The organism is Pedobacter jeongneungensis, from assembly GCF_039538295.1.
Lineage (GTDB): Bacteria > Bacteroidota > Bacteroidia > Sphingobacteriales > Sphingobacteriaceae > Pedobacter > Pedobacter jeongneungensis.
Genome location: NZ_BAABBY010000005.1, coordinates 138,296 through 153,675, shown reverse-complemented (window position 1 = coordinate 153,675; position 15,380 = coordinate 138,296). Strand labels below are relative to the sequence as shown.

At 37.5% G+C, this 15,380-nt stretch carries 8 protein-coding genes; 1 reads left to right on the top strand and 7 read right to left on the bottom strand.

Annotation, left to right across the window (positions count from 1 at the left end; translation table 11 throughout):
- Nucleotides 1-14: 14 nt before the first annotated feature.
- The 4 genes from ABD769_RS10940 to ABD769_RS10925 form a co-directional block, all read right to left on the bottom strand.
- A complete protein-coding gene (locus tag ABD769_RS10940) occupies nucleotides 15-3,173 on the bottom strand; it encodes a SusC/RagA family TonB-linked outer membrane protein (RefSeq protein ID WP_344851456.1) in 3,159 nt (1,052 codons plus the stop codon).
- Between the two features lie 159 nt (nucleotides 3,174-3,332).
- Nucleotides 3,333-3,521: a hypothetical protein gene (locus ABD769_RS10935; protein WP_344851455.1), complete on the bottom strand. Its 189-nt coding sequence runs from the start codon at nucleotides 3,519-3,521 to the stop codon at nucleotides 3,333-3,335.
- 484 nt (nucleotides 3,522-4,005) lie between these two features.
- A complete protein-coding gene (locus ABD769_RS10930) occupies nucleotides 4,006-5,487 on the bottom strand; it encodes a RagB/SusD family nutrient uptake outer membrane protein (protein ID WP_344851454.1) in 1,482 nt (493 codons plus the stop codon).
- A 24-nt stretch (nucleotides 5,488-5,511) separates the two neighbouring features.
- On the bottom strand, nucleotides 5,512-8,652 hold the full coding sequence (locus ABD769_RS10925; RefSeq protein ID WP_344851453.1) for a SusC/RagA family TonB-linked outer membrane protein: 3,141 nt from the start codon (nucleotides 8,650-8,652) through the stop codon (nucleotides 5,512-5,514).
- A 354-nt stretch (nucleotides 8,653-9,006) separates the two neighbouring features.
- On the opposite strand from ABD769_RS10925, the gene ABD769_RS10920 reads away from it, so the two are divergent.
- Nucleotides 9,007-9,693, top strand: coding sequence for a hypothetical protein (locus ABD769_RS10920; RefSeq protein ID WP_344851452.1), 687 nt, complete (start codon nucleotides 9,007-9,009; stop codon nucleotides 9,691-9,693).
- 111 nt (nucleotides 9,694-9,804) lie between these two features.
- On the opposite strand, the gene ABD769_RS10915 is transcribed toward ABD769_RS10920, so the two are convergent.
- From ABD769_RS10915 to ABD769_RS10905, 3 genes are read right to left on the bottom strand one after another with little or no spacing between them, the layout of a single operon-like run.
- Complete coding sequence (locus tag ABD769_RS10915) at nucleotides 9,805-10,362, bottom strand: DUF1735 domain-containing protein (RefSeq protein ID WP_344851451.1); 558 nt, start codon at nucleotides 10,360-10,362, stop codon at nucleotides 9,805-9,807.
- A gap of 24 nt (nucleotides 10,363-10,386) precedes the next feature.
- Nucleotides 10,387-11,940, bottom strand: a complete 1,554-nt coding sequence (locus ABD769_RS10910; protein ID WP_344851450.1) for a SusD/RagB family nutrient-binding outer membrane lipoprotein — start codon at nucleotides 11,938-11,940, stop codon at nucleotides 10,387-10,389.
- Between the two features lie 23 nt (nucleotides 11,941-11,963).
- A complete protein-coding gene (locus ABD769_RS10905) occupies nucleotides 11,964-15,158 on the bottom strand; it encodes a SusC/RagA family TonB-linked outer membrane protein (RefSeq protein ID WP_344851449.1) in 3,195 nt (1,064 codons plus the stop codon).
- Nucleotides 15,159-15,380: the final 222 nt, after the last annotated feature.

Sequence of the window (15,380 nt, the reverse complement as noted above, 5' to 3'; positions counted from 1 at the left end):
ATTTGTAGTTAAAATTATAATCCTAAACTAATTCCGAAGGTGAAAGATCTTCCCTGAGGAATACTATTACGTTCGATACCACTCGCAAGGTTTGAGTTACCATTAGTAGATATCTCCGGGTCAACGCCTGTATAGCCTGTAATAATAAAAGCATTGTTTACAGAAGCATAAACCCTTGCGCTGTTGATACCGATCTTACCAAATACAGATTTTGGAATTTTATATCCCAAAGTTGCTGCCTGCAAACGAAGAAAGTCTCCTTTTTCAACATTGGCATCAATAGGGAATGATGATCCATTGGAAACGTTATCTCCGTAAACCACTCTTGGAATATTGGTTTCCTGACCAGGTGTAGTCCAGGCGTTTAAGATCTCAGTTGAATTGTTCCAGAAACGTTGGTCTAATAATCCTGCACGAGAACCATTATAGATGTAATTTCCGCCGGAATAAGTAAACATGATGTTTAGATCGAAGTTTTTATAAGCAAATGTATTGTTAAATCCACCATACCATTTAGGCAGGGTACCACCAATTACCTGAGCATCACCTGCCGGAGACGGAGCTGGGGTACCATCGAGGTATGTCCATGCGTTTGCACCGCCAAGGTGTAAATACTGTACTTCACGGCCTGCCGCATTAATAAAAATCCTGCGTCCGTTAGCCGGGTTAACACCATTCGTTTTAACCGCATATATACTTCCGATAGACTGGCCAACTGTGGTAACACTTGCCGATTCTAAAGAACTCGTAGTACCGATAATTTGTTTCACGTTTGGATCTAATGCAGTTACCTCATTTTTAATTGTCGTAAAGTTTAGGTTTGTGGTCCAGGTGAAGTTTGTTGTTTTTACAGGAACACCTGAAATTGCAAATTCAAATCCTTTGTTATACATCGAACCTACGTTGGCAAGGATACTTCCGCCCGGGATACCTTTTGATGGCGCCTGAGGAACATCTAAAATTAAGTTATTGATATCTTTATGGAAGTAGTCGGCTTCAAAGGTAAGTCTGTCTTTCAGGAACCCGATATTTAAACCGATATCGGTCTGGTTACTGGTTTCCCATTTCAAATCCTTGTTTCCAGCTTGTCCATATAACCAGGCAAAAGGAATAGCACCATATAAAGCAGGACTATAAGTGGTGTATTCATTGTACGAACCTACGTTTGCATTTCCAACCCTGCCATAACTTGCACGGATACGTAAATTGCTGATGGTATTTGCTAACGATGAATTTTTGAAGAAATCTTCCTGAGAGATGGACCATCCGATTGATCCGCCACCAAAATTACCCCATTTGTTTTCTTGAGCCAAACCAGAGTTACCATCTCTTCTAAAATTACCACTTAAGAAATATTTACCCTTATAGTTATAGCTAACGCTTGCCAAATAAGCTTCGAAAGAAATTTGGTTTATGCTGTTTCCTCCAGGAACATTGGTTACATAAGTACCTTGAAACTGATTGAAGAAAGTTGGATCACCTAAGCCCTGGCGGATAGCTCCCCAGTTTACTGTTCTTGTTTTTTGAACATCCGAGCCTAAGGTTAAGTTTAAATTATGGTCGCCACCAAAAGTTTTGTTATACTGTACGGTATTAATCCAGTTCCAGTTGTTACGGCGTGCAGTATTATTGTATGCATAACCAGTATAAGTAAAACCATCTCCTGATAAAGGATTCCAGAATTGGATATTTTCGGTATTACTTCTGTCCCATGAGTAGTTTGACCTAAAGGTTAATCCATCTACAATTTTGAAAGTTGCACCCAGATTAGTTAAAAAACGGGTATTTTCTGATGTATTTAAATCTTTTTCTACCAATACAGTTGGGTGTGCCCAGGTACCAGCAATAAGGTTGGCATTGTTACCAATGTACTGACCGCTTAAGTTGTAGCTGCCATCTGGTTTATATACAGAAACGTTTGGCGCAGCAGCAATGGCAATACGACCTAAACCTGAAGACGCAAATGCTGAACCCGGAGCAGATCCACTTTGTGGCGATTTATTGAAACTGTTGTTGTAATTCAGGTTTAAGTTTAACTCTAACCAATCTGTGGCTTTGTGCGTTAAATTGGCACGCGCAGAGTTTCTTTGAAAAGAATTCGCTTTCAAGAAACCGTCCTGATCAGAAATACCACCCGAAATGTAATAAGTTGTTTTAGCTGTTCCGCCGCTTATGGTTACGTTATGGTTTTGCGAATAAGCCGTTCTGTAAACTTCATCATACCATTTGGTATCTACCAATGAACCATCTGCGTTGTAGCTCGGGAAGAAACTTAGTCCGTTAGCGTCTCTCTGAGCAGCGGTAAGTGCGCTGGGATTAATTGCTAATGCATTTTTAACAGCAGCATTTTTCGAATCGATATATTGTTGTGCATTTAATACTTCTGGTAAACGTACGGCGTTATTTACACCCACCCAACCATCGTAGGTAACTTTGGCATCGCCGGTTTTTCCTTTTTTAGTGGTAATTACCAATACACCTGCTGCAGCTCTGGAACCATATAATGCGGTTGAGGCAGCATCTTTTAAAATGTCGATAGATTCAATATCCGACGGATTAATATCGCCCAATGGGTTATTTGCTGCAGAGTTAGCCGAGGCATCGCCGGTTGGAAAAGGGATACCATCTACTATTACCAAAGGAAAAGAACTTAGTGATATTGAACTTACGCCCCTTACGCGGATTACCGGAGGATTGTTTAACAAGCCGTTCGGCTGGATAATACTCACACCAGCAGCCTGACCAGTTAAGCCTTGCACAAAACTTTGTACGGGTTTATCTTTTAAATCGTCACCCTTAACGCTTGCTGCCGATCCGGTAAAATCTTTTTTCTTGGTTACGCCATAACCTGTAACCACTACATCTGTTAACGTTTTCGAATCGCTTTCTAAAGCCACGTTGACTACTGATCCTCCTCCGATCGTTCTTGATTGAGTACTGTAACCTATGTACGAAAATTCTAATGTTGTTGCTCTTGATGTTACACGGACTGTGTATTTACCATCTGCACCAGTTGTGGTTCCGCCGGTTGCGCCTTTAATTTTAACACTTACACCAGGAAGCGGCATTCCGTCTTCCTTACCCGTAACTGTACCAGTGATTGTTCTTTCTTGCGCTATTGCCGAAGAGGCAATAAACAGCAATATGAACAAACTTTGTAGAAGTTTTTTCATAAAAAAATTTAGTTTAGTTTAGTTAATAATCGTGCAATTGGTTTGTATTCTGCAACACAAATTCAACAATAAGAACTGCACCTGTTTTTATTGCCGGTTTAAAGATTAAATATTAGAAGTTAATGATTGAGTTATTTTTGAGTTAACGACCAGGGTTATTTAAGTTAAATTTTCAATTGCGCCAGTGATGGTGGTTCTATAGGTCGCATTTTGAATTTTAACACTTGTTTCCGGGGGATCTTTGTAGCCTTCTCTGGCCACATCAGCGCTTTTGATTGTTCTTTCTTGTGCTATTGCTCCGGTTGCAATGAACAACAATGAGAACAAACTCTGGGCGAGTTGTTTCATAAATAATTAGTTTAGTTTCCGTTTAATAATCCAATATAGGATTTAGAAAAACGTCATGCAAATTTTACAAAATAAAAATTAATTTATTTTTTTTGTGATTATTCAAAAAGAAGCTAAAAATCATCAGTAAAATCTGTCAAAAACAGCTAGAAACACCAAAAAAGCAATATAATCAAACTATTAACTGCTAATTATCTATTTAAAAAGATACAATTACATTAAAACAGGGTTAGAAAAATTATGATTATGAGGCGATATCGATTGATCAGAAAAACCCGGCAAAAACATCACGATTAAAATAACCAGTCAAAATCAGGTAGAGGTGAGGAAATAAATCAGCTAAATGTAAATAGCCAATTTAGAAATAATTAGCCATAGAGGGATAACATCAAAATATTATAGGTATTAAAAAAAACAACATCAAAGTTACTTAAAAAAAAGCCCTGTAACTTTTGGTTACAGGGCTTGAAATTATATTATAAATCTATAATGGATTTTGATCAGCGCTGGTTAGGCTCTTATTGTTGTCCATTTCTGTTTGTGGAATCTGCCACCTCCAACGGTTGTCGGTTGCAGCGATATTTAATAAACTCCACTGGATACCATTGCGAACTAAACCTCTCTGGTAACGTTTTAAATCGAAATATTCAACTCCCATCTCTGCGTATAATTCCTTTCTGCGTTCTACCAGAATTTCATTAATTAATGCATCTTTACTTGTAGCTGTTGAGCGAACGGCATTAGGATCTCTCTGTTTCTGCAATACAAAAAGCACATCTTTAGCAGGCTCTAATAAACCTTGCTGCGCATCGCCTTCTGCCTCAATCAGGTACATTTCAGCAGCACGCATCATTACAAAATCGCCTGTTTGAGTTGCATTATCCTGAAATTTGTAGGTTACAAATTTTTTCCAGGTTAAAGCACTAGATTGTCCAGGTGCAGCCAAGAAAGTATTTCTAATATCAGTAGCAGTAAATAAACTTACGAAAGTATTATTGATGTATAAATCGTTATACCTCGCTTTGAAAGAGGTATTTGGTGTATTTAAAGGTTCGATATAACCGAAGAAAGATGCATACGATAACGACTGTGATGCATTAAATTGTAAGCCCCACATCCATTCTGCATTAGAAACAGTATTAAAACCAGCTTTATAATCTGCGGCACTCATTAAAGTAAAACCAGTTCTGGCTGCCTGTGCATTAGAAACCGCTTTTGTCCATAATGAAGCATCTGCCATTCCCATTTCCTGATAAACCTCAGCCAAAATACCCTGAGCTACACTTTTGTTAATGCGGTATTTATCAACACGGGTTGTGGTTAATGTTGCAGTTGCATACTCTAAATCAGACACTACTTGCGCATAAACATCTTTCATTGATGAACGTGGTTTACCTGTAGTAGTTGCTGTAGTAGCTTCTAACATAATCGGCACACCTGCTGCATTTATATCTTTGGCATAAGTAAACTGATACACTCTTGCCAGTTGAAAGTAAGCCCAACCCCTTAAGGCCCTGGCTTCTGCAACAAAAGCATTTTTTACAGCATCTGATTCTGGTAACTTGTTAATGTTGGTTACAATGGCATTTGCATTGTTAATTACTTTATAGCAAAGGTTCCAGATCTGGGCATTACGTGATGCTGTAGCAATTCTTCCGTAAGTATTATCACTCCAGTTGTTTTCGTATAACCACCAGTTACTCGCATCGGAGATCATATCATTACCCCTCAAATCAAAGTTCAACTGTACCGTTTTCCAACCGTACATATTTTGCGCAGAACCCTGGTAATTACGCATCAGGTAATAAATACCTGTCAGAGCATTATCTACACCCACTTTAGAATTAAAAACCAATACATCCGAAACGCTGCCATCAGCAGGCTGAGGCTCGTTAAGGTAATCTTTGGTGCATGATGAAAGCGCTATAGCACCTAAACCAATCAATAAATATTTTTTAAATTTCATAATAATCTTTTTTAAATAGGCCTACTAAAATCCGAAGTTAACGCCGAACGATAAGGTTTTGTAAACAACAGAAGCGTTATTGGTAACACCAGCGATACCTTGCTCCGGATCTAAACCTTTACGACCGAAAATGGTGAATGGGTTTTGGTAATCTGCAAAAATTCTGGCATGGGCAAATTTAACTTTATCTAACCAACGCTGAGGCAAACGGTAACCTAAAGTAATGTTACGGATACGGCCATAGCTTGCATCATATAAGAAACGTGTTGAAGCCGAAGTTGCCTGATCATCTGTTGTACCGGTTAAGCGAGGAGTTACGCCATCACCAGGATTACTTGCACTTTGCCATCTGTTTAATATATCAACACTCCAGTTGTAACCTGGGTTTGTACCAATTGCCGCGTGCATTAAGCCGGCATAATCAGAATCATAAATTTTTCCGCCGAAACTAAATGAAGCCAGCACATTCAAATCAAAGTTTTTGTAGCTGAATGTGTTGTTAATACCGCCAGTAGCATTTGGCAACGCTGTTCCTTTATAGTAACGGGTTGCTGCACTGTAGGTTTTTGTGGTTGTTTGTGTGATATTTCCATTAGCATCTGTTTGATCCAGATACCACATCGGGCGACCATCAGCAGGATCAACACCAGCATAATCTCTTAAGTAGAAATTATATAATGATTCTCCAACAGAAAGCTGAGAAAAGTTACTTCCTGTAATGGTAGGTTGAGGAAGTGATGTAATTTTATTTCTGATGTGTGTAAAGTTGATCGAGGTTGTCCATTGGAAATCTTTACCGGCAAAGTTTCTTGTAGTTAACTCAACCTCAATACCTTTGTTCGATAACTGACCAATATTATCGTTAACACCATTTAAACCACTTGAAGGAGCTAATGGCCTGTTAAACAATAATCCTTTTGATTTTTTGTTGAAGTAGGTAAATGATCCTGAAATTCTATTTTTCAAAACACCGAAATCAATACCCAGATCTAAATCCGTTTGTTTCTCCCAGGTAAGAACGTCGTTTGCTGCACTTAAAATGTAAGAACCGCTATATCCTGCAATGTTTGCACCGCCGGTATAAACGCCTAGATAAGGGAAATAACTTTGGCTACCAGCACTGTTTAATAATGCCTGATTACCAGTTGTACCATAACTTGCCCTTAATTTTAAGTCGCTCAGCGCTTTAACATCCGAAAGGAAGCTTTCGCGGTTAACATTCCAGGAAGCACCAACTGAATAGAAGGTTGCCCAACGAACATTTTCTGCAAAACGGCTGTTTCCATCACCACGAACCGAACCCGTTACGTGATATTTATCTTTATAATCATAGCTTGCTCTACCAAAGAAACTGGTCTGTCTGTTCAGGTAAGTATTAGAACTTGCAGTATATGGCGTTGCACCATAAGAAAGCTCGGTAGTACCAGGGAAAGTAAAACCTCTTGCTTCTGCATCAGTATAGTTATCTTTGTATTTATAAACTTCCCAACCAGCCAATAAGTTAAGATGGTGAACACCAAATGTTTTATCGTATGTGGCAGTGTTTGTTAACGTTTGCGTAATTGTTGTTTCTCTGTACTTTTCACTTCTGCCACTATATGCAGCACCATCACCTACAAATGGGTTATAATACTGGTCAAATGCGTATTGATAGTAATCTAAAGCATATTGAGAACGGATTGTTAAACCATCAATGATTTTAGCTTCTGCATAACCGTTAAGTGAAGTTAAATAACGATCGTAAGTAGTAGGGTTCATTGAAGTAGTAGCCGCTGGGTTACCTGGTCTTAATACCGGACGAAGCAATGGTCCGTTGTTACCAAAATCGTATTGTTTATTACCGTTAGCATCTAAAATTGGCTGACCAGTTGTTGGAGCCAAAAGGTATTCAGGATAAATGCTTGATACCGTACGGATCCAGGAGATTACGTTAGAGTAACCAGAACCCGCCTGGTTTGGATAGTTTTGAGTAGAAAAAGACCCGCTTACGTTTGCGCCAACTTTTAACCAGTTAGTAGTTTGGTTATCTAATTTAACACGGCCACTGTACCTTTTAAACTGAGATTCTGTTGCTAAACCTTGATCTGACAGATAACCACCACCAATATAATAGCGTGTTTTATCAGAAGCGCCTGAAACAGCTCCATTAACGTCTGTTCTTTTTCCGGTTCTTAATAACGCATCAGCCCAATCCTGATTCCATAGTGCATTTGCACCTGCAACCAGTTTACCATCTAAACCAACCGGCTGAGCAAGATTATATGGGTTATACACTAATGTAGGGGCAACAGTTTTGCTGGCATAATCTGCTGCAGATGCAGAACCAGAAGAAGTAACCAAAGCCGGAGTAATTAATGCCTGATTACGAAGACCTTCCCAGGTAGTTTCGTAAAGCCCCTGAGAGCCCAGGTATTCATAATCCTTAACAGCTCTGTTAGAAAAACCACTGTTAATATTTATATCAATTTTAGGCTTGCCCGATCCTGTTTTTGAGGTAATAAACAAAACACCCGCGGCTGCTCTCGATCCGTATAATGATGTTGCGGTTGCGTCTTTGCCAATGGTAATGCTTTCGATATCATTGGGATTAATGTTATTTAAATGACCGCCGTATATTGCTCCATCTAAAACAATTAAAGGATCTGAAGAAGCATTTGCCGAAGCAATACCACGTACACGGATAGTTGGGTTCGCACCAGGCTGGCCAGTACTGTTAACAGCAACAACACCGCTTGCCTGACCTTGTAATACGTTACCAATGTTACTAACCAATTGATCTTTAATCTGCGTACTGCCTACAGTTGCAGCAGTACCTGTAAAATTTTGTCTTTTAACCGTACCATACGCGGTTACTACAACATCCTGAAGTGATTGGTTATCGGCAACTAAAGTAACATTTAGTACACTTGTAATGGCAAGCGTTCGTTTAGTATAACCAATGTAAGAGAATTCTAATGTTTTTGCCGTAGAAGGAACACTAATTGTGTATTTACCGTCAACGTTTGTTTGAGTAACAGCGCTTGTGCCACCCGCTTTTACACTTACTCCTGGAAGAGGTAAACCATCTTCTTTTGAAGTAACTGTACCTGAGACTGTTCGGTTTTGTGCAATTGCAGAGGATGCGATTAACAAAAGCACGAACAAACTTTGTAGAAGTTTTTTCATGAAATTTAAGTTAGTTAGGGATAATTGAATTAATGAGGTTCGAATTTATAAAATAATTGAAGCGTAGTTCAAATTTTAAGTCTCGAAATTTACAAAGAGCGTGACTTTAACTAAATTATGACATTTTGATTACTATATTTCAATTAAAATTTAGTACTAACTATTTAGTTAACGGTTTGTTTGCACTTAAGCAAATTTTTTTGGTTCCACTTTAAATTCAATGAAACATAGTTCAGAAAAGGTTATTCTGATTTGAATCTTCACGATAAGTCTTTTCTTTTTTTTAATTACAACCTATGCTTAATAGTAAAAGGCCATGATTATTTGTAAGTTTATATAAATAATCATATTAACATGAAAAATCTCTTTCAAAAAACAATCGTATTGTCATTAGTTTTTGTATTGCCTTATTTAGCCGGTCATGCCCAATTAGGGGTAAACCTGCAACTGGCAAATAATGATGTAAATTATTCAGGAAACACGACCAAAGGAAATAATGATGTTTCTTATCTATACGAAACATGGAATAAAGGATCGGTAAAATTATCTAATGATAGTTTGTATAAAGGGATGAACCTTATGTACGATTTAAGCAACGACCGTTTAATATTTAAAGCAGATAATGATTTACCACAATTATTTAAGCTTGCAGTAAAGGAATTTACCATTACATCTTCAGAAAATGGCGGAGCAAGCAAAAAATTTAAATCTGGGTACCCTTCAATAGACGGCGGAAATGAAAAAACTTTTTACGAAATTCTATCGGAAGGGAAAATCACCTTATTAAAAAGAGTACAGATGAAAAGGGTAGATGAAAGAGAAGCAGGAATGCTTTATTCTGTTAAAAAAATGAAGCCTGTAGATACCTATTTTATTGAAAAGGCGGGAAAACTGGAGAAAATTAAAAGAGAGAGAAGCGCTATATACCCAATCTTATCACAAGATAAAAAAGAAGTTGATAATTATATTTCCAGCTATAAATTAAACATAAAAAAAGATGGTGATCTAGCAATCTTATTTGATCACTTTAATGCTTTGTAATACTATTGGTATAATATTATTCCTGATAGCAATTACAACAAAAAAACGGCCGTTTGTATATTCTACAAACGGCCGTTTTTACAAGAATTTATTCTCCGTACAAAAACAGGATTATCTTATTGTAAGAAGAAACATGCGATATCCTTGATTTCCACTGATAATATAGCCTGACTTATCAATACTTGCGATACTAACAGGAAGTGCATAACGCACGCCCGGAGTTAATGCCGAAGGTGTAAAAGTTAAGGTAACAGATGCATCTCTGCTTCCCTGAGCAATTTTCGCTACACCGCCATTTGATAAAACATATTTATCAGCTGGAAGCCTAATGAATTTTGGATTAGTTGCGATAGTAGCATTATATGCGGTAATTCGGGCGTCAGTTGGATCGCCGGCTAAAGTTACATTCACTTCTTCACTTGCAACATCCTTCGCTGAAAGATGCACAGGAATAGTAATAGTTACAGGAGTGGTAGCAGGCGTACCTGTAAGCGGGTATGTACCAGCAACAGTAAAAGTAGTACCAGCTGTAGGAATATTTACCACTTTATTATCCTCTAAGGATGGATTGATCCCATACAAGTTTGACTCGGCTCCCTTATCTTTCAGACAAGAAGACAAGCTTAAGGTTAAGCCTGCGAGCAATAATATGTTTGTTATTTTTTTCATTTCAATTTCTTTTATAAGTCAAATCTATTTATCCCAAAAAATTGCTGAAGTCTGTGGGTTAATTGTTCCTTGAGCGGCAACATTCGCTGCGTTGAAGTTAAACTCACTTTGAGGATATTGTAAACGCAATGGGATTACGTTATTAATCCTGTTTGCATTTAATGACAATGGCAAATCTGTAGGAACGCCTAATCTTCTGTAATCTACATAAGCTTCGAAGTTTGCCAATCCAATTAATGCCAAATATTTCTGCATTACGATGAAATTAACTTTATTTGCTGCTCCTGTATAATCAACGATAGGAATACCAAGTGCTAAATAAGCATCTGCAGCACCAGCTCCCCCAGGAACGCCCAGATAAGTAAACGACTCTCTTACAGCACTTGTTAACAAGGTTTGAGGTGTACCTGTAATCCAGCCACGTTGAGCAGCTTCCGCCTGAAGGAATAAACTTTCTACTGATGTTAATACAGGTTGAGACTGGGTTGGGCTTTTAGCAAGACCCGGACCAGCAACATCCGATTGATTAACCGCTCTGAATGGGTCACTATTAGGAACAACCTCTCCAAAGTTGGTACCAACATAATCATATGTTGCGCTTGGGAATGCAGCTAATTTAGTATCAACCACACTGAAAACAGCTTTATAACGAAGATCATCATCAGTGCCAGGTGTTACAGCATTATCCGCATGACCGTCCGGACCAAAATATTTCTTCAAAATATAATTGTTAGCTCTGTTATAAGTATCCTTTACACCTAAAGCAGATAACTTATAGGTATTATAAAAAGGATTTTGTTTGGTATCAACCTGCACATAACCAGGGTTTACTAAAGCCGATTGACCAGCACCAAGATAACCCGAACCATCTGCCGTAATTTGGGCAACTACCGCAGTTACAGTAGCTGAAGATACAACTTGTGACTCATGGATTAATAATTTTAATCTCATGGTATTTACAAATTTACGCCACAAGGTAAGATCGCCTTTAAACATAATATCAGAAGCCTGAGTCGCTGCGTCCATTGTAGTAACAGAAGCAAACAATTTTCCTGCTGCGTCTAACTGCACAAAAAGATCTGCATAAATATCTTCTCCTTTATCATAACCAGGGGTGATATTTCCAACAAAGTCAAATGCTTTAGAATATGGAACGTTATTGTATTGATCTACAAGATACATGAAACCAACTGCTTTCATTGTTTTCGCAACGCCTTGATAAAAAGGTAAGCCTGAAGCCTGCGCCTTCTTCTCCATCAAGTTAACATCTGTTAAGATGTCATACCAGTTGGTCCATTGTGCTGTTAATGTAGTAGAGGTAATGTTATACGATTCAAGTTCGATTGATTGTCCATACGAACCTGAACGGCTCCAATAACCCGTCCAATCAGCTGCATAATCAAATCCAGTTCCTACTCTCAATCCAACATTATGAAGTGTTCTAGGTAAAAGAACCTGAGGTGTAACCGAAACTTCAGTTGGTGAGTTAGGACTTGTATTTATATCGAAAAATTCTTTTTTACAGCCCGCGCCAAGTAAAACAGCTGCTGCAAAAATTGGAATTATTATTTTTTTCATCTCTTTTCTATTTAATTTAATCACTAAAATGTAATTGTAACACTACCACCAAAAGTTCTTACAGGAGGGTTAATGGTTGAGTTACTAATACCACTTTGATTTCCTGTTGTAACACCAGTTGTACTTCCGCTACCGAAGTTACTGGCCGCCGGACTAAATGTAAAATCTGGATCTGTGTACATGTTTGATTTAGGCAACCATAAAAATAAATTTCTACCGGTTAATGCAACGTTTAATGCTTTAACTACTTTTTGACTACCGAAAACAGATACCGGAATATCGTAACCAATAGATAGTTCACGGAATCTCCATGATGCAGCACTAAACAAATAATTACTTGAAACATTTCTTGCAACACCTGTAAAGAATGTTTCAGGATTGTTTAAGGTAACGTTGGTATTATCTACGTACTGACCATTAACTAATATAGAAGAATTAGGGAAAATAAATCTTTCGCGGTTATTAATAGCTGAAAGTGCAGAAACACCAGTCCAAGACATCGCATTACCTATGTCACTATATGCCATATAGCCATCTTTATATTCAAATAATGCAGAAACATTTAAACCTTTCCAACGGATAGACGGATTTAAACCAACAATCCATTTAGGCATTGAATTTCCGAAAATTTTAGTATTAGGATCTGCAGTTGGCGCACCAGTTAATGCACTAACAATTACCCTACCTTGTTGATCTCTTAAATAATCAGTTGCCCTAACCATAAAAGCAGGATAGCCTTTGATTGCATAATTACCTGCAGAGGTATAACCACCGATAGAAATTTGATCTAAACCAGGATAAACTTCAGTAACATTACTGTTGTTATAGGTTGCATTAACTTTAAAGTTAATCCTTACCTGACCTAAATCTACTAGCGGAGTTAATCCTAAGTCCATCTCAACACCTTTGTTAATGAAAGATGCTGCATTCACATATGCACTTGAATAACCTGTAGCTAAAGATAAATTGATCGGAATAATCTGATCAGTCATTGTTTGGTGGAAGTATGTTGCCTCAAGACTAATTCTGTTGTTTAAGAATCCTGCCTCAAAACCAGCTTCAACACTCTTAATAAATTCTGGTCTTAATAATGGGTTATAAATGGTGTTATCAGCACTGTATCCAGGAGTTGTTCCATATGGGAAACCACCACCTTGAGAGAAAGTTGCTGCCAATTGATAAGGAGCAATATCAGCATTACCTGTTTTATTCCAACCACCTCTTAACTTTAAATATGAAAGTACTTTACTTCCTTTTAACGCATCAATTGCATCCGTTACGATAAATGAAGCAGTAACACCTGGGTAAAAATAGCTATTTAGATTGTCAGCTAAAACAGATGTTTCTTCATTTCTTCCTGTAACCTCAATATTTGCCCAACCTTTATAACTTAAAGCAGCACTACCATAAAGTGCAAATAAACGGCTTTGTCTTGAAGGAGAAGTTCCTGTTAATTCACCAACACGTTGAGAAATATTATACAAATCAGGAACTACTAATTGAACAGCACCAACACGTGTATCACGCGCTTTATCCTGACGAACGTATGTACCTAAAACACCAGTGATTTTGAAATCATCATTAATTTGTTTGTTAAAATTAGCAAACAACTCTGATGATAATCTTTCTGATCTGAAAGAACGCTCTTCAACATTTGATGAAATTGTTCCAAAACCTCTTGTAGCTACACCAAATGCATTTGGTTGTTCACCTTGAGAAGTTCTTCTTTCGTCAGTAGCCTGAGTAGTTAACCCGGCACGGTAGCTTAAGTTAACCCAGTCGGTAATTTTGAAATCTAAATTTAAGTTAGTAACTAAATCTGCTCTCTTACCTGTTTTACGCCAGTTATCGATAGCAAAATAAGGATTTAACCCGTAGTCTGTATAATAATAGTTATAAGAAGCATAAGGATCATTTTTAAAATCCTTATAGCTGTTAAGAGGAATATAACCAGCAGTGTTAAACAACAAGTTCATTAAACCCTGATTCAAACCGATGTTCTGAGAAGCATTAAAATCAGACATACCCTCTGCATCAAAGATATTGTAGTTTTGTTGGATATAATTCGTGTTTAAAGCAACTTTTAACCGGCCATATTCTCTAGATGCATTTAAACGGATACCTGTTCTACGGTTTTTGTCGTCTGGAACAATTCCTTTGATGTTTGCATCTTGTAAACTTAAGAAGAAGTTTTTATCTCCGTATGAAACGTTATTCTGAATAATAGAACCCGTATTAAAAAATTCTTTTCTGTCATTAACAGGGCTATAAGTTACATGCTGAGTAGTTAGCGGACCATAAACAGGATCTGTAATTCCAGTTAAGTCAGGCCCTATCTGAACTTGTGAGCCATCATAAGCAGGGCCCCATGACCAGTTCTCAATAGAGGTATAATCACCAAGTTTAGCGTTGTTACCACCACCACCTAAACCAAAACCTTCCTGGAATTTAGGGAAAAAGCTGATATCCTGAAATTGAGTTGAGTTACTAACTGTTACAACAGGCTTTCCATCTTTAGTGCCTTTTTTTGTTGTTACGATAATTACACCGTTTCTGGCATCAGAACCATAAACCGCAGCACCAGCTGCTCCCTTTAATACAGAAACATCCTGAATGTCATTAGGGTTTAATGACGATAAATAGTTGATGTCAGTTTGAACACCATCCAATAACAATAATGGGTTGTTGTTTCCGGTTAATGAACGGATACCACGAAGGTTAATTTTAACGTTTTCGAATACACCACTATTAGTTGTAGCAATATTTAAGCCCGACACCTTACCTTGTAAACCAGTTGCCAGGTTAACTGCATTACCTGCATTCAAAGTAGCATTTCCTACTGTTGCAGCTGCATATCCAAGTTCTTTTTTCTGTCTTTGGATTCCCAATGCACCAGTGATCACAACTTCACCTAGTTGTTGTTGATCTGATGTTAAAGATACTCTAATTACTCCGTTAGCAGGAATAGTTACTGTTTGAGACTGAAAACCCAAAAAAGAGAATCTTAAGCTTGTAGTACCAGAAGGTACACTCAGGCTGAACTTACCATCAGAAGATGTCTGAGTTCCGCTTTTAGCTCCAGTAATCGTAACACTTACACCAGGAATTGGTAATCCATCATCCTTTGATGTAACTGTACCAGTGATTGTTCTATCTTGTGCCATTGCCGTTACAGCAATAAACATAAGTATGAACAAACTTTGTAGAAGTTTTTTCATAATTTGAAAATAGGTTAGTTAATGATTATTTTAAAAGCTAAATATAGCAGAGATACCCAACATTTTAACAAACTTTAACAAAACAAAGAAATATAATGACTTTTATTTGACAATTAAGCTGTATTACAAAAAAGACTGATTGGGGGTATTTTTCTACAAAAAGACATTAAATTATATGCATTTAAACAAATTGTGCAGAAACATGATCAAAATAGCATTAAT

Coding starts and splice junctions, on each gene's coding strand:
- ABD769_RS10915 (WP_344851451.1), bottom strand. CDS start 10,362: ATGAAAAAAATAACAAACATATTATTGCTCGCAGGCTTAACCTTAAGC.
- ABD769_RS10925 (WP_344851453.1), bottom strand. CDS start 8,652: ATGAAAAAACTTCTACAAAGTTTGTTCGTGCTTTTGTTAATCGCATCC.
- ABD769_RS10905 (WP_344851449.1), bottom strand. CDS start 15,158: ATGAAAAAACTTCTACAAAGTTTGTTCATACTTATGTTTATTGCTGTA.
- ABD769_RS10910 (WP_344851450.1), bottom strand. CDS start 11,940: ATGAAAAAAATAATAATTCCAATTTTTGCAGCAGCTGTTTTACTTGGC.
- ABD769_RS10920 (WP_344851452.1), top strand. CDS start 9,007: ATGAAAAATCTCTTTCAAAAAACAATCGTATTGTCATTAGTTTTTGTA.
- ABD769_RS10930 (WP_344851454.1), bottom strand. CDS start 5,487: ATGAAATTTAAAAAATATTTATTGATTGGTTTAGGTGCTATAGCGCTT.
- ABD769_RS10935 (WP_344851455.1), bottom strand. CDS start 3,521: ATGAAACAACTCGCCCAGAGTTTGTTCTCATTGTTGTTCATTGCAACC.
- ABD769_RS10940 (WP_344851456.1), bottom strand. CDS start 3,173: ATGAAAAAACTTCTACAAAGTTTGTTCATATTGCTGTTTATTGCCTCT.